21 protein-coding genes and 1 pseudogene are annotated in these 21,859 nt (G+C 41.5%); 15 read left to right on the top strand and 7 right to left on the bottom strand.

The window, feature by feature from the left end; all coding sequences use genetic code 11:
• The first annotated feature begins 32 nt into the window (after nt 1-32).
• From SST111_RS01185 to nrdI, 5 genes are all read left to right on the top strand, one after another.
• Complete coding sequence (locus SST111_RS01185) at nt 33-944, top strand: aldo/keto reductase (protein WP_099809738.1); 912 nt, start codon at nt 33-35, stop codon at nt 942-944.
• 9 nt (nt 945-953) lie between these two features.
• On the top strand, nt 954-1,406 hold the full coding sequence (locus SST111_RS01180) for a GNAT family N-acetyltransferase (protein ID WP_099809737.1): 453 nt from the start codon (nt 954-956) through the stop codon (nt 1,404-1,406).
• A gap of 222 nt (nt 1,407-1,628) precedes the next feature.
• Nucleotides 1,629-3,380, top strand: a complete 1,752-nt coding sequence (aspS, locus tag SST111_RS01175) for an aspartate--tRNA ligase (protein ID WP_044758453.1) — start codon at nt 1,629-1,631, stop codon at nt 3,378-3,380.
• On the top strand, nt 3,367-4,305 hold the full coding sequence (locus SST111_RS01170; protein ID WP_099809736.1) for a YitT family protein: 939 nt from the start codon (nt 3,367-3,369) through the stop codon (nt 4,303-4,305). The genes aspS and SST111_RS01170 overlap by 14 nt, the downstream gene beginning before the upstream one ends.
• Nucleotides 4,306-4,380: 75 nt before the next feature.
• Entirely contained in the window at nt 4,381-4,833 is a 453-nt protein-coding gene (gene nrdI, locus SST111_RS01165; protein ID WP_024407725.1) for a class Ib ribonucleoside-diphosphate reductase assembly flavoprotein NrdI, read from the top strand.
• 151 nt (nt 4,834-4,984) lie between these two features.
• Here the strand turns inward: nrdI and pulA are convergent, their stop codons facing one another.
• The 6 genes from pulA to SST111_RS01135 all read right to left on the bottom strand — a co-directional run bounded on the left by pulA (nt 4,985) and on the right by SST111_RS01135 (nt 12,400).
• Entirely contained in the window at nt 4,985-7,036 is a 2,052-nt protein-coding gene (pulA, locus tag SST111_RS01160) for a type I pullulanase (RefSeq protein WP_099809735.1), read from the bottom strand.
• Between the two features lie 23 nt (nt 7,037-7,059).
• Nucleotides 7,060-8,043: a LacI family DNA-binding transcriptional regulator gene (locus SST111_RS01155; protein WP_099809734.1), complete on the bottom strand. Its 984-nt coding sequence runs from the start codon at nt 8,041-8,043 to the stop codon at nt 7,060-7,062.
• Nucleotides 8,044-8,052: 9 nt separating this feature from the next.
• The gene (locus SST111_RS01150) at nt 8,053-8,763 is read right to left on the bottom strand and encodes a hypothetical protein (RefSeq protein WP_228477860.1); all 711 of its coding nucleotides are present in this window, start codon (nt 8,761-8,763) and stop codon (nt 8,053-8,055) included.
• 131 nt (nt 8,764-8,894) lie between these two features.
• On the bottom strand, nt 8,895-9,737 hold the full coding sequence (locus SST111_RS01145) for a sugar ABC transporter permease (protein WP_002941891.1): 843 nt from the start codon (nt 9,735-9,737) through the stop codon (nt 8,895-8,897).
• Between the two features lies 1 nt (nt 9,738).
• Entirely contained in the window at nt 9,739-11,034 is a 1,296-nt protein-coding gene (locus SST111_RS01140) for a sugar ABC transporter permease (RefSeq protein WP_024376014.1), read from the bottom strand.
• Between the two features lie 106 nt (nt 11,035-11,140).
• Nucleotides 11,141-12,400 carry an extracellular solute-binding protein gene (locus tag SST111_RS01135; RefSeq protein WP_099809733.1) on the bottom strand — a complete coding sequence of 420 codons (1,260 nt, stop codon included), beginning with the start codon at nt 12,398-12,400 and terminating at the stop codon, nt 11,141-11,143.
• A 302-nt stretch (nt 12,401-12,702) separates the two neighbouring features.
• On the opposite strand from SST111_RS01135, the gene malQ reads away from it, so the two are divergent.
• The 9 genes and pseudogenes from malQ (at nt 12,703) to SST111_RS01090 (ending at nt 20,964) form a co-directional block, all read left to right on the top strand.
• Nucleotides 12,703-14,241: a 4-alpha-glucanotransferase gene (malQ, locus tag SST111_RS01130; protein ID WP_099809732.1), complete on the top strand. Its 1,539-nt coding sequence runs from the start codon at nt 12,703-12,705 to the stop codon at nt 14,239-14,241.
• Nucleotides 14,242-14,321: 80 nt separating this feature from the next.
• The gene (locus SST111_RS01125; RefSeq protein WP_099809731.1) at nt 14,322-15,233 is read left to right on the top strand and encodes a helix-turn-helix domain-containing protein; all 912 of its coding nucleotides are present in this window, start codon (nt 14,322-14,324) and stop codon (nt 15,231-15,233) included.
• Nucleotides 15,234-15,584: 351 nt separating this feature from the next.
• Nucleotides 15,585-15,848, top strand: a complete 264-nt coding sequence (locus tag SST111_RS01120) for a hypothetical protein (RefSeq protein ID WP_373560736.1) — start codon at nt 15,585-15,587, stop codon at nt 15,846-15,848.
• Nucleotides 15,849-15,902: 54 nt separating this feature from the next.
• On the top strand, nt 15,903-16,517 hold the full coding sequence (locus SST111_RS01115) for an ABC transporter ATP-binding protein (protein ID WP_099809730.1): 615 nt from the start codon (nt 15,903-15,905) through the stop codon (nt 16,515-16,517).
• Nucleotides 16,517-17,668, top strand: a complete 1,152-nt coding sequence (locus SST111_RS01110; RefSeq protein ID WP_099809729.1) for a hypothetical protein — start codon at nt 16,517-16,519, stop codon at nt 17,666-17,668. Before SST111_RS01115 ends, SST111_RS01110 begins: the two co-directional genes overlap by 1 nt.
• 11 nt (nt 17,669-17,679) lie before the next feature.
• Nucleotides 17,680-17,865, top strand: a pseudogene (locus tag SST111_RS01105) (lactococcin 972 family bacteriocin); the annotation flags it as partial.
• Between the two features lie 133 nt (nt 17,866-17,998).
• Nucleotides 17,999-20,029, top strand: a complete 2,031-nt coding sequence (locus SST111_RS01100) for a bacteriocin-associated integral membrane family protein (RefSeq protein WP_099809728.1) — start codon at nt 17,999-18,001, stop codon at nt 20,027-20,029.
• A 1-nt stretch (nt 20,030) separates the two neighbouring features.
• A complete protein-coding gene (locus SST111_RS01095) occupies nt 20,031-20,672 on the top strand; it encodes an ABC transporter ATP-binding protein (protein ID WP_099809727.1) in 642 nt (213 codons plus the stop codon).
• Nucleotides 20,665-20,964 (top strand): hypothetical protein, encoded by a 300-nt coding sequence (locus SST111_RS01090; RefSeq protein ID WP_099809726.1) that lies wholly within the window; start codon nt 20,665-20,667, stop codon nt 20,962-20,964. Before SST111_RS01095 ends, SST111_RS01090 begins: the two co-directional genes overlap by 8 nt.
• Nucleotides 20,965-21,003: 39 nt before the next feature.
• Here SST111_RS01090 and SST111_RS01085 read toward each other — a convergent pair whose 3' ends face one another.
• Nucleotides 21,004-21,189: a hypothetical protein gene (locus tag SST111_RS01085; protein WP_099809725.1), complete on the bottom strand. Its 186-nt coding sequence runs from the start codon at nt 21,187-21,189 to the stop codon at nt 21,004-21,006.
• 128 nt (nt 21,190-21,317) lie between these two features.
• Between SST111_RS01085 and SST111_RS01080 the strand changes: the two genes are divergently transcribed.
• Entirely contained in the window at nt 21,318-21,842 is a 525-nt protein-coding gene (locus SST111_RS01080; protein WP_099809724.1) for an ABC transporter permease, read from the top strand.
• Nucleotides 21,843-21,859: the final 17 nt, after the last annotated feature.

Below are 21,859 nucleotides of genomic sequence, written 5' to 3'. Positions count from 1 at the left end.
ATAGAAGAAAAACGCTTACAAGGAGAAGACATATGCAAGAATTAGGACAGACAGGTTTACAGGTTCCTCGAATTGCTTTAGGCTGTATGCGAATGGCTAGTTTGACAGAGCAGGAAACTGCTAAAGTGTTAGATACAGTCGTTGGGCAGGGAATCAACTTTTTCGATCATGCAGATATTTATGGTGGTGGTGAGTCAGAAATCCGTTTTGCTCAGGGAGCAAAATTGGCAGGATTGAAACGTGAGGACATGCTTCTCCAATCAAAATGTGGCATTCGTAAAGGCTATTTTGATTTCTCAAAAGACTATATTTTGGAATCTGTAGATGGGATTTTGAAGCGTTTGGATACAGATTATTTGGATGTTCTCGCCTTGCATAGACCAGATGCTTTAATGGAAGCAGAGGAAGTGGCAGAAGCCTTTTATCTCTTGAAAAAAACAGGGAAGGTTCATCATTTTGGCGTCAGCAACCAGAATATTTACCAAATGGAGTTATTGCAATCCTATATCAATCAACCGCTTGCAGTTAATCAATTGCAGCTATCTCCTGCTCACACGCTTTTGATTGATGCTGGATTACATGTCAATATGAAAGATGATGCTGCGACTATGCGTGATGGTGGGCTGATTGATTATTGCCAGCTTAAAAAAATCACTATCCAAGCCTGGTCTCCTTTCTTGATTGATTTGCAACGAGGTATTTTTGCCAACCATCCAGATTATGCTCTTTTAAACCAGACCATTGGGGAAATAGCAGAGCGATACAATGTTTCACATGAAACAATTGTCGTAGCTTGGATTTTGCGTCATCCAGCAAAGATTCAAACCATTGTTGGGTCCATGAATCCAGATCGTTTGATCAAGATTGCACAAGCTAGTCAGATTACCTTGACTCGGCCAGAATGGTACGAAATATATAAAAGTGCAGGCAACATCTTGCCCTAGGAGGAAGCTATGCAGTGGGAAATAAAAGCATTTGACCAATTAAGTTTACAGGAACTTTACGGTATCTTGACACTGAGAGTTGATGTCTTTGTTGTTGAACAGGCCTGTCCCTATCCTGAAGTTGATGGAAAGGATCCAAACTGTCTTCATCTTTTGGGAACTGATGAAGGAGAGTTAGTGGCTTACTTGAGAATCTTGCCAGCTGGTCTAAGTTATGATGAAGTTTCCATCGGTCGTGTGGTCATCAAGTCAAGTCATCGTGGCAAAGGTTTAGGTCGACCAATGATGGGGCAGGCAATTCACTTTATTACAAACGAATGGAAAGAAAGTCAGATTAAAATCGGTGCCCAAGCCCATTTAGAAAAGTTCTATAGTTCGTTAGGTTTTGAGCCAGTTTCAGAAGTCTATTTAGAGGACGGTATTCCTCATTTAGATATGCTTTATACTAAACCAGTCGTTTAAGGCTGGTTTTTTTCACAAGTAATGTCATATAAGAGATCGTTTTTTGAAGGAATACGGCCTGTATTTTTAGAAAAAATAAGGCTGAGTATCTGAATAAAAAGTCTAAGATAGGTCTGCTGGACGGTGAATACAGTTTCTTAGATTTTTCTCGGCAATTTCCCCCAAAAATCAGCCATTTTATGGTAGAATGAATAGGTATAAAATCAGTAAAAGAGGAAGAAAATGAAACGTTCTATGTACGCTGGACGTGTTCGTAAAGAACATGTCGGACAGGAAATTACTTTGAAAGGTTGGGTTGGCCGTCGTCGTGACTTGGGTGGTCTGATTTTCATTGACTTGCGTGACCGTGAAGGCATTATGCAATTGGTGATTAACCCTGAGTCAGTTGAAGCTGAAGTGATGGCAAAAGCGGAGAGTCTTCGTTCCGAGTTTGTTATCGAAGTAACAGGAACGGTTGTGGAGCGTGAGCAAGCTAACGACAATATCCCGACAGGAGCTGTTGAACTGCAAGTAACCAGCTTGACAGTGTTGAACACGGCTAAGACAACTCCGTTTGAAATCAAAGATGGCATTGAAGCCAGCGATGATACCCGTCTTCGTTACCGTTATTTGGATCTTCGCCGTCCAGAAATGCTCAACAACTTCAAATTACGTGCAGCTGTAACCCACAGCATTCGCAATTATCTGGATGACTTGGAATTTATTGATGTGGAGACGCCAATGTTGACTAAGTCAACACCAGAAGGTGCACGCGACTACTTGGTACCATCTCGTGTGTCCAAAGGTCATTTCTATGCCCTGCCACAAAGTCCACAGATTACTAAGCAGCTTTTGATGAATGCTGGTTTTGACCGTTACTACCAAATCGTTAAGTGTTTCCGTGATGAGGACTTGCGTGGGGACCGTCAACCTGAGTTTACACAGGTGGACTTAGAAACCTCATTCTTGAATGAAGTTGAAATCCAAGACATCGTAGAAGGCTTGATTGCTAAGGTCTTGAAAGATACCAAAGGAATCGATGTGACCTTGCCATTCCCTCGTATGGCCTATGACCATGCTATGAACTTCTATGGTTCAGATAAACCAGATACTCGTTTTGAGATGCTTTTGCAAGACTTGACAGAACTTGTCAAGGAAGTTGACTTTAAGGTCTTCTCAGAAGCACCAGTTGTCAAAGCAATTGTAGTCAAGGGTGCGGCGGATAGCTACTCACGTAAAGACATTGACAAATTAACAGAATACGCCAAACAATTTGGTGCCAAGGGACTTGCTTGGGTTAAGGTTGATAAGGGAGAATTAGCGGGCCCAGTTGCTAAGTTCTTGACAGACATTACAGAAAACTTGACAACAAGTTTACAACTTGAAGATAAGGACCTGGTCCTCTTTGTGGCAGATGAATTGGAAGTAACCAACAATACCCTGGGAGCTTTGCGTAACCGCTTAGCAAAAGAGCAAGGTTTGATTGACGAAAGCAAATTCAACTTCCTCTGGATTGTAGACTGGCCAATGTTTGAGTGGTCGGAAGAAGAAGGTCGCTACATGAGTGCCCACCACCCATTCACCTTGCCAACGGAAGAAACAGCTCACCATTTGGATGGTGATTTGGCGCAAGTGCGTGCAGTTGCCTACGATATTGTTTTGAATGGTTATGAATTGGGTGGCGGTAGCCTTCGTATCAACCAAAAAGACATGCAAGAACGGATGTTCAAGGCTCTTGGTTTCTCAGCTGAAGATGCGCATGAGCAGTTTGGTTTCTTGCTTGAAGCTATGGACTACGGCTTCCCACCACACGGAGGCTTGGCTATTGGTTTAGACCGTTTTGTCATGTTATTGGCTGGTGAAGACAACATTCGTGAAGTTATCGCCTTTCCGAAGAATAACAAGGCATCTGATCCGATGACACAGGCACCAAGTACGGTTGCATCAGCTCAATTAGAGGAATTGGCTTTAGACATTACACTTGAAAATGAATAAATTTTTCAGAAAACAGCGTGTACGCTTTTTAAGAAAGGCCAGAAAGAATAAGTTTTGGTCGGTCATTTTGGGAATTTCTCGGGAAAAATATGCTGAACGGATATCGGGGTCCATTATTTATGGACTCCTATCTAGTATTGCAGTCAATTTTTTCTTTAGACCAGGGAATGTCTATTCGTCTGGAGTTACTGGTCTTGCACAAATTGTTTCTGCTCTGGCAGCTTCTTACGCTGGTTGGAATGTACCGATTGCGGTGGTCTACTACGGTCTGAACATCCCCTTGCTTATCTTAGCCTGGTATAAAATTGGTTATAAATTTACTATCTTTACCTTTATTACGGTATCCTTCAGTTCTTTCTTTATCCAATTTATGCCGCCAGTTACCCTGACGACGGATCCGTTAGTCAATGCTATTTTCGGTGGTCTCATGCTGGGAACTGGGATTGGCTTTGCGCTTCGGAACAATGTATCCAGTGGTGGTACTGATATTGTCTCTATTATTATTCGCAAGAAGACGGGACGTCAAGTTGGCTCCATTTCCTTGATTGTCAACATTATGATTATGTTGATTGCAGGGATGACCTTTGGCTGGCAATATGCCCTGTATTCAATGGTTGCGCTGTTTATCTCCAGTCGCATGACAGATGCGATTTTCGTGAAACAAAAACGGATGCAGGCCATGATTATTACCAATCATCCTGAACGAGTCATTAAGAAAATCCATAAGAAGCTCAATCGCGGTGTGACCATTATCAACGGTGCTGAGGGTGCTTATAACCATGAGCAAAAGACGATTCTCATTACCATCATCACTCGTGCAGAGTTCAATGATTTCAAGCATATTATGAAAAAGGCAGACTCCAAAGCCTTTGTATCGGTAGCTGACAACGTCAATATTATTGGTCGGTTTGTGGAAAGTGACTGATTGACAAACACTACATGTAGGAGTAAAATAGTATTTACAATCTACATGTAGTGTTTTTATATAAAGAGGAAATGTATGAAGAAGAAAATATATTTGGTTTACATCAGTTTGAGTGGCAATACAGAAAGTTTTGTGAAACGCCTAAAGTCCTTTTTCCAATTTCAAACTGACTGGGAGGTTGAACTGGTCCATGTTAAAGATTTGGTCAAGCAGGATATTCCTTTCTATCAGCTAGATGCACCCTTTGTCGCCTTTTTACCAACCTACTTAGAAGGTGGAAATGGAGTGGACAACGGAGATGTGGAAATTCTGACCAATCCTCTTGGAGATTTTATCGCTTTGGGGACCAATGCAGAGCTCTGTCTGGGTGTCGTTGGCTCAGGCAATCGCAATTTTAACAACCAATATTGTCTGACTGCTAAGCAATATGCTGAGCGATTTAATTTTCCTGTTATAGACACCTTTGAACTTAGAGGGATGCAGAATGACATTGAACGCATTGGTCGGAAGATAATGGAATTGATGTAAAGAGCCTCAACTCAGCTTTATGCTGGGTTGTTTTTTTGTCACACAAAAAAACTCACCAGCGTGACTAGTGAGTTTTAAGGAGATTATGAAAAATATTTAGGATTGACTATAGTATACCTCAGACTATATCGTGTTTCATCGGTCTAAAGTCCTATTTGTCTTCTAAAATGCAAATACTCTGTCCTGCAATCGTGATTTCTTGCTGATCACGCTCTTCGACTGGAGGATAGTTGTAGAGAACTGTCTTATCTTTTTCACGTTCATAGGTAAAGTCGCTATCCGCAAAGTTGATGATAAATTGAATGGTCTTTTCTTCACTTGTCACTTGATAGCGAAGAACATATTCAGTTAACCAGTAGAAATCACAAGTTTCTTGGATACTTTCGTAGTTATCCTGGCTGAGTATTGGATTATTTTTGCGGAAGGTAATTAATTCCTGAATGAATTCGATATGTTCCTTATAACGAATAGCTCGTGTCCAGTCCAGACGGTTGATACGGTCAGGGACATTGTAAGTATTGTCTATTTCATCTTTTGTACGGAAAAATTCCTGTCCGCTGTGAATGAAGGCCATACCCTGAGAGATTAAGATGAGCTGGAGACCAAAACTTGCAGCACGTTTTTGCTGTTGAGGTGTCCAGTTTGGATTCTCAATATGGAAATAGTCAAATGCTGTAGCATTATCATGGCATTCGATGTAGTTGAGGGACTGTTGAGGCGTTAAGAAATGGCTTAATCGGCTACCAGTCAGGAGATGTTGTACCTTTTCGTGTAATTGCTTATCTATTAGACGGTTTGGCTTGAGTAAGAGTTTCTTAAAGGTATCACGGTAATCGTCGTTGAAGAAGCTGATTTCAGGTAACTGCTCTGCATTGTACTGATGAGCCAGCTTTTCAAATTCGAGGCCTGTTGCCATTTTCCAGCCTTCGCCATAGAGGTAGACATTTGGGTGAATGGCAGATAATTCAGTTTGAATCTGGTTGATTGTTTCGCTATCTAAAATCCCCATAAGGTCGAAACGGAAGCCATCAAAACCATAGAGTTCTAGCCATTGGCGAAGGGATTGTTTGATGTAGTTGCGGACCATACTGCGCTCGCTGGCAACGTCGTTACCGCAGAATGTCCCGTCTGTTCGCATGCCGTGGTCATCATAGCGATAGAAGTAGCCTGGAACGATGAGCTCAAATGCGTACTTTTCAGCATGATAGACGTGGTTGTAAACAACGTCCATAATAACGGAAATATCTGCATCATGGTAGGCCTGAATAGCTTCTTGTAGCTCTAGAATACGTGCGTAAGGATCATTTGGTTGGCTAGAATAGGAACCTTCTGGCAGATTGTATTGCATAGGGTCGTAGCCCCAGTTGTAAACAGCTTGGGGTTTATTTTCATCCACACTGCCAAAATCATAAACAGGCAATAATTGAATATGGGTAACGCCTAGTTCTCTGATGTAATCCATTCCTAGCTTCATTCCATCCATGGTAGGAGACTCTGTCAATCCGAGAAATTGACTGCGATGCTTGAAACCAGCTTCTTTTTGCCATGAGAAATCACGGACGCTCATTTCATAGATAATGGCCTGAGAGATAGGTCGTTGGGTCTTAGCACGACGGATTTTATGAAGTTTATCTGGATTGATAACGTAGCTGTCACCTGAGTTGGCTGTGGAAGACAGGGCGTAGGGATCGTGAACGGAAATCCATTCACCGTTTACTTTGTGGAGATAGTGATAGCTGTGCGCTTCTAGGTCTCCTTCAACAGTAATTTCCCAAACTCCTTTTGCTCCCTTAGTCATTGCATGTGGGTTTCCTTCTAGAACAAGAAAAACTTGCTTAGAAATAGGTGCCCATAACTTAAAGGTTGTTGCCTCTGGTCGATAGGTTGCTCCCAAGTCTTGCCCATTGTATGTATAACTTTGTTCAAAAAGTGTAGAGCGAACGATATGACCATAGCCGAGTTCAGCTTTATTACGGTCCTGGTCGTAGATGGTATAGTCCTTGTCCAATGTCAATGCATGGAGGCTGGTTAGATAATAGATAACGAGATTATCTACTTCTAGACAGGAATGGATAAAAAGTTGAGACGTAGCATCATTTGATTCGAGTGAGAAGCTCATATGTTCGGAGTCGAATCGTTTTTCCATGACCAAGCGAATAGTTGCTACATCATCAAGGAATGCTTGGAATTGTCGTAATGCCATGAGCCAAAAGGCTCCTTTCTAAGTTAGAGTTCGGTAATGGTATGTGGAATGACACGTCGGTAGCAGACTTGCTTGTCTTCCTTGTTGTCATTGATAATTTGGTGGAGAGTATTGAATGCGACACGTCCTAGTTTAATAGCGTGGACGTCAACGTAGGCTACAATATCTAGTTTTGGTTTGACGGAGTCGAAAGAAATGATAGGAAGTTTGACTCCGACTTCGTTGAGATATTTGACAACACCTTCGGCAACGGAAGTGTCGGTTGTGACGATTGCATCCAGGTCTTGTTTGAGTAATTTCTTAGAAATTTTATAGGCACTGTCTTCGAGAAGGAAGCCAGACACAAACTTGACCTTGTTTTCATCCAGGGGAATATTGTGTGATTTAAGGGCGTTCTTGTAACCTGTATAACGGTCTTGAGATACGACCAACTCTTTGTTACCAGCGACGAAGGCAATGTTTTTGTAACCTTTATTGATGAAGTAGTTGGTAGCTTCAAAGCCGGCCTGGATATTATCATTATCAACTAGTGATATGAATGGAGAATCCGCCTTACCAAGAATGAGGAAAGGGAATTTGTGTTGGATAGCCAATTGTACCAATGGATCGTCGGGCTTGGAATAGAGGAAGATGAGTCCGTCCACTCGTTTGCCGTAGACCATCTGAGAAATCGCTTCTAGACGCTGTTCTTCATTCTTTCCTGTGGAGATTTGGATGGCATAATTATGATCTGCTGCAACTTGAGAAATTCCTCGTAAGGCAGTAGGGAAGAAGGGGTTTTGATAGAAAACATCCGAGTCATCTGGCAAAACCAGTCCGATAACCTGTGTATAGCTAGAAACTAGGCTTCGAGCGTTGAGGTTTGGATGGTAGTTGAGATCCGCCATGGCTTTCCTAACCAAGTCTTTCGTTTTTTGGCTAATGGCAGAGCTGTTTTGAATGACACGAGTAACTGTAGATGGCGAGACACCAGCTAATTTGGCCACATCTTTGATGGTAGCACGCATATAGACCTCCTAGATTTCATCTCTGAATTTTGTTTTGAAAAATACCCATAACAAGCATAGTACAAATAGGATATTTTGTATGGTTAGAAGGGTAGTCACAGGTTGACCAAATAGTCCAATTAGACAGGCTATAAGAGTAGGTAGGCCCAGACAGTTGATAGCAAAATTATAGCACTCTGCAAACGTTTCAAAATGGAAGAAACGAGACTTTTTAGTCAAAAAGAGGAAGAAGCTGGCTCCTAGTAGGATGAAGAGTAGGTTTGTTGTTAAAATAAAGGTTGAAATAAGAGTGATGGACAGTCCGACAGCTGCTCGGTTGGCTTGATACCATTTTTTAGAGATGGCTGCAGTTAATGTCTCCTTACTAGCAAAATCGTCAGTATTCAAACCTTCATAAGTCAATTCGCTTAGAATATCACTTCCTTTACGAATAGTCAGAGACTGATTGGCGAATTGATAAGTAAAGTCAGAACTAGAGCTAACGGTATCACCAAATGTCACTTGCTCCCAGTTAGTATTTCCAGTATAGGTTAGGTGGTTGTTTTCGATGACTGCATGTTGACGGAGGTCATCTACGACCTGATCTGTCAGAGGTGAATAGATACCTTCTACGAAATTTTCTAAAGGATAGGTTTCGAGATTGACAGTCTGTAGGGAGCTCGGAATGAGCAAGAGCGCCACTAAAAAAAGCGTTGTAAACAACCGTTGCCAAAGGTTCATTAGTCTACGATTGGCAAACATATTTCTTGGAGAGAAGATACTAGAAAAATAGGAAAAAGGATATGGGAGCATTCGTTGGACCTTTCATAAATATCAATGTTTCCCCTGAAAAGGGAAAAGGTGGGACAGGGTTATCCCTTGTCGCCACCGCTTGTTAAACCAGATACAAAGTTCTTTTGTAGGAAGAAGAATAGGATACTGATAGGGAGGGCAATAAGAATGGCACCTGCCGCAAAGTAGGCAATCTTCATATTTTTCACATCACTGATGAAGGTTTGAAGTCCGACAGCTACAGTATAGAATTCTTTTTCACGAAGCAAGAATTTGGATAGAATGTAATCTCCAAAAGGTCCCATGAAGGCCCAGAGCGCTTGTACAGCAATCATTGGACGAACGAGTGGGAGGACGATTTGCCAGAAACGTCTGAAGTGACCAGCGCCGTCTAGTTTTGCAGATTCATCAAGTGAGATTGGCACCGTATCGAAGTAGCCTTTCATGAGCCAAGCGTTCATTGGGATACCACCACCGACATAAAGGAAGATGAGGAACCAGCTTTGGTTGAGCGCATTGAGCATGAGGGCCATAACGAAGAAGGCGGTAAGAGCAGCCATGGTTGGTACCATTTGGATAATCAAGAAGAAGACCAAACTCTGCTTACGAGCGATGAAGTTATAGCGACTATAAGCGTAACCCGCTAGTACCACTATACTTGTTTGAATAACCATTGTCAAGAGAGCAATGATAAGCGTATTGAGGTACCAGGTTCCGTATAGAGTCTCGCTAAAGAGCTTGCTGAAATTGTCTAGTGTAAAGTTGATATTGCTATCCAATTTGAAGGCAACCACGTTACCAGACTTGAAGGCGGACATGATTGTAATCAAGAGAGGATAGATGATGATAACAGACAGAACAATCAGATAGAGATAGGTTAAGGTCTGATTGAGTATGCGTCTAGTTTTTACAGATACTTTCATCTTATACATCCTCCATTTCAAAAGCATTTAGTTTTTTGAAGGCAATCATGGAAATACTGATGACAATCATTGAGATAATCAATGTAACTGCTGCCGCCATTGAGTATTGAGGTGATGTACCTGTGGTTAATTTATAAATCCATGAAATCAAGATGTCAGTTGAACCTGCTCCACCACCGACGCTACCAGGACCACCATTGTTGAAGAGGTAGATGATAGAGAAGTTGTTGAAGTTGAAGGTGTATTGACTGATTAGTGTTGGAGCTGCTACTGCTAAAATCATCGGAAGGGTGATGTTACGGAATTTTTGAATGGCACTTGCACCATCAATGTAAGCAGCTTCATACAAGTCGTTTGGAATGGATTGTAAAATACCCAAGGTCAAAACATAGATATAAGGGAACCCAAGCCAAGCCTGCATCATAATGAGGGCAACTTTAGTCCAGAATGGGTCGGTCTTCCAAGGGATAAGGAAATTATCGATGAATGGTAGGAATTTGCTCAAGAATGGCAATACCTGTGTGTTAATAGCGCCGACACTATCGTTGAACATGTTACTAAAAGTCAAGATAGTTACGAAGGCAGGAACAGCCCATGGGAGCAAGAAGATAACACCGAAGATACGTTTTCCTTTGATGAATGGTTGATTTGCGATGATGGCTGTCAAGATACCGATAACAATTTGAGCTGTTGAAGCGCAGAGTGCCCAGATAATTGTCCAGCCAAGTACAGAGCCAAATGCTGTACGGAATGTGCTTAGTTTCCAGATGTTTGTAAAGTTGGTAATACCAATCCAATCCAACAAGGCACCTGGTGGCAGGTGTTTGAAGTCGTAGTTTGTAAAGGCGATAAACAATGTAACGACAACTGGGAAGATGATAGCAAAGGTCATCGCAATATATGATGGGATAATCAAGAGATATGGGAAACCATTCTCATAGATACCTTTTACCATTTCTTTTAATGTGGTAGCTACTGGCATCCCTGAATTCCATCGTTTCGCAGTATCACGTGCATCTTTTAGGTTGAGTGCATAGAAAGCGAGATAGACAACCGTGATAATCAAATGGAAAGAACCACGAATCAGCATGAATAGTGAATTATCTTGTCCACGAACACTACCGAGGGTAATCAAGTTGCCTAATTCACCAGCTGCAATTGCAATAAAATAAACAAGGAAGGCAAGGGTAACACCCAAAAAGATGTATCCTTTGGCTTTTTGTTTATTGTAGATTTGTCCGAGACCAGGGATCAGGGACAAAAGGAGTGCCTTACCTGGATTTTGTTTCATAGTCATAGTCTCCTTATATAGCTTCTGAATAGATGGTCGATTTTATCTATTCAGTTTATCGTTAAGTAATAAAGTAGACTGGGAGGAACTCCCAGTCCAACTTTAAACTTGACTAGTTGCTGTGTTTTTGAGCAATTTCGTCTGCAATAGCTTTCACAGCGTCTGTTGCAGCAGTTTTAGCGTCTTTAGCACCACTTGCTGCTTCGAAGAGCATGTTAGCAGCTGGTTCCCAAACTGAACCCATTTCAGAGATGTTTGGCATTGGTTGAGCTGAAGCGAACTGGTTGATAACTGCAGTTGTCAATTCATCGTTTTTAGATACAGTATATTCACGTGCTTCTGTGTTAGCAGGAACTTCGTTTGTAGCATCGTAAAGTGCTTTTTGTTGGTCTGTAGCAGTCAAGAAGTTAACAAATTTTTGAGCCATTTCTTGGTTTTTAGCGCCTGCAGGAACAACCCACGCTTTACCACCACCAAATGTTTCGTAGTTATCGCCATTTGGAAGAGTTGGGATTGTTGCTACACCGTAGTTTACGCCAGCTTCTTTATATGAAGCTGCTTTCCAAGGTCCTTCGATAATAGCAGCTGCTTTACCTTCAGTAAATTGCGTATTGATCAAGTTGTTAGCAGCTGTCCTGTCTTGGAGACCTTGAGGCCATTTTTCATACCAAGTTTTAGCGTATTCAATCGCTTTGATGGCACCTTCATTAGCAAGTCCGATGTCTTTTGGATCAGTACCGTTTTCGCCAAATACGTAGCCACCGTAACCAGCTAGAAGTCCGTAAGTGTAGTAGAAGTTTGTCCAGTCAGCAAGGAAGGCAGTTGTTTTACCAGCTTCTCCTTCGAAGGCGTATTTGCTATCTTTAGCAAGTGTTTCCAATTCAGCAAATGTTTTTGGTGCTTCAGTCAACAAGTCTTTGTTGTAGTAAAGAACAAGTGTTTCGATAACTGCTGGTGAACCGTAAACTTTACCACCGTTTGTTACAAGAGCAGTTGTTGTGTCATCTGCTTTGCTATCATCTGCAAGTGTCAATTCAGATAATTGACCTTCAGAACCAAGGCTACCTACACGGTCGTATGGTGCCATCATAACGTCTGGAGCTGAACCAGATTGGTTGTCCAATGACAAGTTATCCAAACCAGTCAAAGCATCACCAGTTTTAACTGTAACAGTCACACCATTTTCTTTTTCGAAGTCAGCTTTGACATCATTGATGTAAGTTTCATAACCTGGGTCAACGTAGACAGTCAATTCTTTGCTACCTTCAGCAGACTTAGATGCCTCTGTTGATGAACCTGAGTTTGAGCAAGCAGCTAAAACAGCAGTTGATGCAGCAAGAAGAGCAACGCTCTTAAGGAGATTGTGTTTCATTTTCTTCCCTCCGAAGATAAATAGTTTTGTGTGACGTCCGCATAGCGCAAACGTTTTCCTAAGTTGACTTCATTATACACCAGATTGAATCCGTTTGCAAGCGTTTTTATAAAAAAAATTTAAAAATTTTTTTGAGTTTTAAAAAACATAAGAATTTTTTTGTATATATAATGAAGAGAAATATGAAATGGTATAGGAACGAACAGAATTAAAGGAAAATCCCTTGATTTGTTACCGTTTTCAGTATATAATGAAAAAGAGAAAACGTTTGCGTCGTGTAAGCGGATTAGATAGGAGAGCTTATGAAAGTAAGACAGAGTGGTGTGCTGATGCACATTTCATCATTACCAGGAAAATATGGAATTGGTTCCATGGGACAATCGGCCTATGAATTTGTTGATTTTTTGGTAAGAACTAAGCAACGCTATTGGCAAATCTTACCTTTGGGAACAACCAGTTATGGAGATTCTCCTTACCAGTCATTTTCAGCTTTTGCAGGGAATACCCATTTTATTGATTTCGATATATTGATTGATAAAGGCTGGCTGGCAGCAGAGGATTTACACGGTGTTGACTTTGGGCAGAATCCTACAGAGGTAGATTACGCAGCCATTTTTTATGCTCGCCGTCCATTACTGGAGAAGGCAGTTGCCAACATGAAGGCACAAGGCTTGCCGGAAGATTACTGGATGTTCTTAGGGGAGAATGACTTTTGGATTCATACCTTTGCGGAGTATATGGCTATAAAAGAGCATTTTGATCTCAAACCTTGGACAGAGTGGGAAGATCAAGGGGCGCGCTTACGTTACCACGATACCTTGGAATATTATCGTCACTTGTTGGCAGATCGAATTGATTATCACCGCATTACACAATATTTATTCTTTTCACAATGGAAGGCTTTAAAGGCTTACGCCAATGCCAAAGGTGTTGAGTTTGTTGGGGATATGCCAATTTATATCGCGGCTGATTCTGCCGATATGTGGGCTAATCCACATTTCTTTAAAACGGATGAAGAAGGCAAACCGAGTGTGGTTGCAGGATGCCCACCAGATGCCTTTTCGGAAATTGGTCAGCTTTGGGGCAATCCGATTTATGATTGGGAAGTGATGAAGCATGACGGATTTACTTGGTGGGTTGCTCGTTTACGTGAATCCTTTAAGATATACGATATGGTACGTATCGACCACTTTATCGGCTTTGCCTCTTTCTGGGAAATTCCAGCGGGTGAAGAAACAGCGGTCAATGGCTACCGTGTGGAAGCACCAGGTTTTGAATTATTTGATACAATCAAACGTGAACTCGGAGACTTAAATATCATAGCTGAGGATTTGGGCTCTGTGACAGACAAGGTCATCCAATTGCGTGATACGACAGGTTTTCCTGGTATGAAAGTTTTGCAGTTTGCCTTTGACCCTGAGGGCGACAGCATTGAAATGCCGCATAACCATCCTAATAATGTGGTGGCATATACGGGAACCCATGACAATGATACGATTCTTGGCTGGTACGAAAATGAAACAACGAAAGAATCGCGTGCATTCTTAGATAAGTACAGCAATCGTCGTGAGGGCGAAACGGTCAGTCATGCTCTTTTCCGCCTGCTCTTTGGTTCACCTGCCTTTATGGCGGTGGCTACTATGCAGGACCTACTTGGTTTGGATGGTTCGGCTCGCATGAACTTGCCAAATACACTTGGTGGTAACTGGACTTGGAGGATGACTGCTGATCAGCTCACCCCTGCCATTGAGGCGGACTTGCTTGATTTGACAGTGACCTACCGCCGTGAGAATGCCATTGTCAAAGCGAAAGAACAAGAAGGAACAGAAACATCAGCCTAGGCTGGTGTTTTTTGTAAAGGCTTGCAAGATGTGGTATACTGTTTAGGTAAGGATAAATAGGTGCAGTGGGGGGGACTGGTATGGATTTGGGACAAAAAATCGAACGCTTACGATTAGAAAAGGGACTGAGTCGCCCAGATTTTTGTGGAGATGAATCCGAGTTGACGGTACGCCAATTAGCTCGGATAGAAAGTGGTCAATCGCAGCCTTCTATTCCAAAGCTAGAGTACATTTCCCAGCGTTTAGGCATTCCAGCCTATAGCCTGATGCCAGACTATAAGGAACTACCACAAGGTTATTTGGAACTCAAGTACAAGTTGCTGCGGGAGCCGATATATAATAAGGTGGAGGTGTTGGATAAAAAGGAACAATACCTTGATGAAATAGAAGTACTGTATTGTGAACAATTACCACCGGAGGAAACGGTGTGGGTTGAAACGTCAAGAGCGATTCTGGATGTTATTCGCACACAACATCCAGAATATGCAGTAGCCTTATTAGAAACGTATTTACCTGAACTTGAGGAAAAAGAAGTCTTTTCGTTGAAGGATTTAGAACTGATTAGTCTGTATTTCGTCAGTGTATTTGCACATATAAAAAATAAGAAAAATCAGTTATCAGAAATTGGCAAGTTGCAATCATTCTTATCGCGTTTAATAAAGCATGTCAATCTTGTTCAGCCAGAGCAATTATTTCTTCTGAGTAATGTTATTTTTTCAGGTCTGGCTTGTTTGGATATGCTGGGGTCCTATGAGTTTTTTGACCTTTATATTGCTTGTCTTCAAGAAATAATGGAGAAGACACAGGATTTCCAAAAGAAACCAATTTTACTTATGTTGCATTGGAAACATGCTCTTGTTGTGGAGAATAAGTATAGTTTGGCAGAAGGGTGCTATCAAAAAGCAAAACTATTTGCTGATATGATTGAAGATACACATTTGGTAACCATGTTAGAAAAGCAATGGCAAGAAGATTTGAAAGAATATTTGTAACTATAATTTATCGGTGACATGAATGTCATCGCTGAAAGACCTAAAAGATATGATAGTTCGTCTTTTAGGTCTTTTTCTATCTCTTGAATGCCTTTTTACGAGTTTTAGACTATTTTCGATGACATTGCTGTCATTGGTGATTTTGTAGAAAGTAGATATACTCATAATGTAAATAAAATTAAAGGAGTTAAGAAAGTATGTTTGGCTATTTCAAAATTTTGGATATTTCAGGTTGGTGGATAAAGAGAGGATAGAAAATGAGATGTATTTTTGAAAAGGTGTATATTCCGTGAAAGGAATTAGACCTAAAAATAAACAATAAAACAGAAAAAACAAAAGGAGAAAATTAAAATGAAAAAAATTGGTAAATGGTTGGCACTTGGTGCTGTTGTCGCTGGTATTGCAGTAGCTCCGTCAGCATCTGCTGTTACAGTTGTAAAATCGTATCGCTATGATGTAAACAAGTATACTGGTGGTGGAAGTAATTATCATGGTTATCAATATGTAAACATTCCAAACTGGTCACGTTACGCTGGTTCTAGCCGTATCTTTGTCAGTCAAGGTTGGAACTACACAAGGTATCAACACATTAACTACTATTCAGGTGGATACTAAGATTTTCGGCAGGAGAGAAAATCTCTCCTGCACTTTTTATGAGAGGTGAGGATAATGACTTTAGAGATTAAAAACATGACCATTGCGACACGGCATCCTGTTTTGACGAATTTTTCCTATCAATTCCATAAGGGGAACTTGTACGGCATTGTAGCTACCAACGGTTCTGGAAAGACAACATTTTTCAGAACGGTGGCAGGTTTGCTAGCTCCTATGACTGGTCAGTCTAGTTGGTCTTGCACTGCTGGTCATCCAAATAGGGACTTGTTTTACTATGAAACGAGCGAATGGTTTGAGGGAAATCTTTCTGGTCTGGACTATTTACGATTTGTCAAACAAACTTGGCAGTCTTCGGTGGATATTGATGCGGTTATTTCCTATTGGGAAATGGAGGACTATGTCCACCTACCTATTCGCCAGTATTCGCTGGGGATGAAACAGCGGGTCTTGATTGCCATGTATATGGTCAGCGACGCGACCTATCTGTTGATGGATGAGATTACCAATGGTTTGGATGAAGCGAGTCGAAAACTGTTCTTTAAAGCCTTGCACCAACTTTGCCAAGAGGACAAAATGATTATCCTGACCTCTCATTATAAAGAGGACATTGAAGAATATTGCCATGTGACCTTGAAACTGGTCAATGAAACCATGCAGGAGGTGGACTGATGACTTACAAGAAATTTCTATTTGCTCAATTAGTAAAAAACAAGTTGACCTATGTACCTCTAGTACTATTGTTACTTGCTTGTTTGGGAACCTTGTTCCTCAATCATCAGGCCTCACAAGCCAATAATCTTGGGGTACAAATTCGGCAGAATCAATTGACCAATGCCCAAGCTATCGAAGAAAACAAGGCTCGTTTGGAGAATCTGGATCCAGAATCTGAGGAATATGTTTATATTTCAAAAAGTATAGAAGATGGGCAAGCGATTATTGCTTCTGATGAGGAATTTCTAAAGGCTTTTACAGCTGGTCGGTGGGACCAAGTCTATGATTTTCAGCTAGAATATCTGTCATCTGCCAAGGCTTCCTTGGAAGCTCATAGTCCTGAAAAGGATGTTTTGGAGGCTTTGGATAGGGAGCTTGCTTATTATACGGCTCTTTCTGAGATTGACCTACCTTTTGAGGATACCTATTTCCCACATACAGCCTTTCAATTTCTCCCGTCCTTGTTTACCTACATCTTCCCTGCCCTCCTTCCTGTTGGAATCGCCTTTGTCTTAACCAATGTCTATGGGGGTGCCTACGCAGGAAAGCTGGACAAGTATCGGATGTTGCCCCTGTCTCGAGGACAGCGTTTGGTGCAGGAATTAGGAGTTGGTTTTGGTTTCTCTCTCTTGCTGTTTGGTTTAGTTTCTATAGTCTCCTTTCTAGCCGCAGGTTTGGCCTTTGGTTTTGGAAGTCTTCAGTACCCAACTCTTTCTTACAGTTTGGATCATTTCCAGCTTTCCTTTGTGACGATTGGTTCGGTCCTTCTGCCAAGTTTGCTTCTCCAAATCCTCTCCCTTGTCTTTATCAGTAGTCTGGTCTATCTAATCAGCTTGGTGACTAAAAATCGGATGACAGCCCTCTTTTTGTCGACAGTTAGCTTGTTTGCGTTGGTCTGGCTACCAAGTCTGCTCAATCCTCTCTTCAAAATTGCCCATCTGCTCCCGACGACCTATATGAGAAGTTTTGAAATTGCAACAGGTGTCTTCCAAAAAAGCATTGAAAACCATACATTGAGCTGGGGCATGGGAATTCCTGTTATTCTGGTCTGGGCTGGACTTATTATTGGTCTATCCTATGTGTTTTTGGGAAGAACAGATAAGACATAGAAGGAGATTAGACGTATGGAGCAGCAAATGGTGGTGCCTATTCAAACTATTATCACAGCAGTCGCTACCATAGTTTAACAGTGGTAAGTCGATGGACTGGAGCCTCAAGTAAAGGGTCTGCACAGGCAGGACAGACCTCTCGTGCATGGATTAGTGCAAAACGGGGAGAGAAAGCAGCTTTCTATTACAACTATTAACACAGTACATTTTGCTGGAATCTTACAAGATTGTCATTTCTTTGTAAGGTAGAGCGATGGCTGGCTTTGTTATTATTGGATACAATGGTTGTTATAGGAATGTTATCAATCTATTCTTGGATTGGAGGAGACGATGAAACGTTTATTTATTCTAGTGTCGACCGTATTGGTAGCGATTTACCTGGGTATTTCTTTGGCTGGTCAGGTTAGTCTTGTAGAGTTTGGTTCTTATCAGGCAGTGGATATCGTCGGGAAAGATACCAATAGACAGACAGCCAATCGTGACCAGGTGACAGAGGTCTTGACCGACTTGGCAGATGAACATAAGAGTGTGATTGCTAGACGGATTGTCGAGCCTAACGCTTCTGGTGAAACCAGTTTTACCTACACCATCTATGGTAGCGGACAGGTTCCAGAAGGTTTGACCGTTTCCTCCAAGGAAAGTGCTGAAACCAGCGACTTGGTTAGTTCTTATCTGATTGTTTCAGGAGATTTGGACAACCAAGTCTTGAAAGAAAGTTTGGAATCACTGGGTTACAGTGGCATGGTCCATCATGGCTATTCTCTTTTTAGCATCTTCCTATCCACAGTCGTTTCAGAAGTAGCCATGCTGAGTTTCTTTGTCTTTCTCTTGACCTTCATGGCTCTCACCTTAATCTATCGGATTAAGACCTTACGATTTGCAGGAATTCGTCTGATTTCAGGTGAAAGTTTCTTACAGGTGGTGGCTCGTCCTTTATGGGAGGATATTCGTCAGATTGCGATGGCTACATCGGTGGGGGCTATAATCGGACTTCTTATTCTCTATCTTCAAGCTGGATTTTTACTATCCATCTTGCAGGTCTTTTTCCTGGGGCTTTTCCTCTATGCACTGGCTCTTACTAGCATTTCTGTCCTACTTAGCCTAGTGTATTTCCTAGGGTTGAGGCAAAATAGTTTGGTTGATTTGCTCAAGGGAAAACTGCCTCTCAAACGGATGTTGGCTATGATGATGGTTGGGCAACTTCTGGCTATTTTGGTAGTAGGTTTTAGCTCTAGCCGTCTATTGCAGGGCTATCAGGAAATCCGCTTGCTTGAACAGGCACAGGAAGAATGGGCATTGAGAGATGACTATTACAAATCTGTTTTTAGTTACAGCTCTGCTATGATGTCTGAAGAGGAAGTCGCCCAGCAGAATAAAAAGTGGCGGGAGTTTGCCAAGGGACAGCTAGAATCTGGGTCGGCTCTATTTGTCAAAAGCAATGTAGACCAGTATCTCTTTGGTAGCGAGGTGGACCCAGAGGGCAATCGCCTGACGGATTATAGCCCTCGTGGCAATGTCCTCTATGTAACGCCAGCATATCTGACCGAGCAGAAGGTGGCAGTGGATACCGCATTCTTGGAGAAGATGAATCACTTGACTTTAGGGGAATATGGCTTGGTTTTGCCAGAGAGCTTGCGACATCAAGCGAAGCAAGTAGAGGAGATGTTTCAGGCAGAATTAGAAGGATTTTCTCGTGAAAGCTTGGAAATAAGTAGCCAGCAGTTATTTGAAACCAAGGTCAGTCTGACTTATACAGATAGCGGTCACCATCGCTTCCTCTATAATGATGGTGAGCGTAGCCAGCTTCAGTATCTGACAGATCCGATTATAGTTGTCTTGACCCCTGAGTCCACTGGTGTAACACCGATTTCAGATATGTTCTGGGGAACCAGTGTTGATGTGGGGATGAAGTTTAAGGATTATCAGGCTACGATTGAAGCCATGAAGGAACAAGGTGTGTATAACTGGGTGTCATATCTGGTCAATCATCGCTTGACTTTTGTCGGTGTCTTGAACACCAAGCGGACAGAGTTTTATTCGTTACTCATTGGCACTGTCTTAACTTTAGCAACGGCTATTTTGCTCTTTGATGCCATGAACTTACTCTATTTTGAGCAATTCAGACGGGAAATCTTTATCAAGCGCTTGGCAGGAATGACCTTCTGTGAGCTTCATGGACAGTATCTCTTGGGACAACTAGGGGTATTCCTAGTAGGCTTGCTTGCATCAGTTTGGTTGGCAAGCGATCTTGTTATGAGCAGTTTGGCAGTGGGTTTGCTTGCTGTCAATGCCACGGTGATATTGAAACTGCAAGATAAAAAAGAACAAACTGCCAATGTCGCAGTATTGAAAGGACAATAAGATGATTGAGATTCAGGGATTGAAAAAGAGTTTTGAACAACGGGTGATTTTTTCAGATTTGAATATGAAACTTGAAAAAGGGAAAATATATGCCTTGATTGGTAAAAGTGGTAGTGGCAAGACGACCTTGTTGAATATGCTAGCCAAGCTGGAAGCTACTGATGGTGGGCGGATTATGTATCAGGGACAGGATTTGTCCACCTTATCTTCGCAGGTTTTCTTTCGGCAGGAGATGGGCTATCTGTTTCAACATTTTGGCTTGTTGGAAAATCAGTCCATCAGAGAGAATTTGGACTTGGGATTTGTTGGGCAGAAGTTGTCAAAAGTTGAGCGCCTGCAAAGGCAGTTGGTGGCTATGGAACAGGTCAATCTAGGCTATTTAGATATGAATAAACCTGTCTATACTCTATCAGGTGGCGAGGCGCAGAGGGTTGCCCTAGCCAAATTGATTTTAAAAAATCCTCCCTTGATTTTAGCGGATGAACCAACCGCTGCACTTGACCCTAAAAATTCTGAAGAGGTCATGCAGCTTTTGACAGAATTAAAAAATGACAAGCGTGTGATTGTCATTGCGACCCACAATCCTGCTATTTGGGAAAAGGCAGATGTGGTAATTGATATGAAGGAGATTGGACATGGATAATAAATTTAGGTATTATCGCAATCCAGACTATACGATCGGACGGCGAAAGATGGATATGCTGGTCATTGAAAATTTGACGGATAACTTAATGTTGTATCAAGTTCGGGTAAATGGGTATTTGCTGGACTTTGTCAGTGCAGAGGGGCACGTAATCAGACGTTATAGACTGAAGGATTTGCCCTTGGATGTCGAATTAACCGTGGCAGATGTGGAAGACGATGTAGATTTGACCTTACCGGAAAATCAAACCTACCGCCAATTTGACTTTTTCCAAAATCTTACCTCTAAATAAGAATAATCTCCTCTAGGTCGAACTTAGAGGAGATTATTCTTATTTCTTCTGTTTACGGACATAGAGCCAGTAGCTAATCCAGTAGTAGATGGTGTAGAGCAGGTAGGCTACGATAGTCCAAATGAAAAATGTATTCAGCACTTTGGCAAGACTTGGCAATAACCAGTTAATCAGTAGAGTCACTACAAAAATAATCACTCCGATATAGGTAGGCAATTTCTTCATGAGTTTTCCTCCTTGCTACTTTTCTTTATTATAGCATTTTAATATACATTTATCAACTTGTTCACACAATCACATTGACAAAGCATGGTTTTTGGAGTAGAATAAGACTAAAATTAGGAGGTGCTTATATGAAAAGACCAATTCATTTGTATATTTTTGTTGTGCTGTCATCTATTGCGAGCGTATTGCGTGGCTTTAATATATTTTTTGCGAAGTACGATGAGGCAGTTGTGCGTCAATTGTTGCAGAATTTTAATGTTGAGGGGATTGATGAGGCATATTTTACCTACATGAGAGAATCTATCAATTTCCAGACGAATCTTGTCAATAAGGCATTTGCAGTTGTGTTATTACTTGCTGTGATTGCGACGATTGTGTTGCTTTTCCTCAAGAAAAATGAGCAGGCTTCTTATACCTACCTAGGTTATCTTTTTGTAACTCTCCTATTTTCGACCTACGCTTTTATTGGTGAGAAAGGGTTGGGTCAAATTTATACGGATTCAGTTATGCGTCAGTCAGTAGAGGCGCGGGCAATGATGAATTATATTATTCGAGTTGTCCTATTTGCTATCTATTTTGGGGTAACTATTTTCTTCCATCTGCGTAAACCGAAAGAAAAACCGAGCACAGCTATCAATTCTACTGATATTTAATCATATAAAAAACTGCA

Source organism: Streptococcus suis YS161 (assembly GCF_002760245.1).
Classification (GTDB): Bacteria; Bacillota; Bacilli; order Lactobacillales; family Streptococcaceae; genus Streptococcus; species Streptococcus suis_I.
Note: the sequence above shows the minus strand (reverse complement) of the source record. Positions and strands in the feature narration are given on the sequence as shown.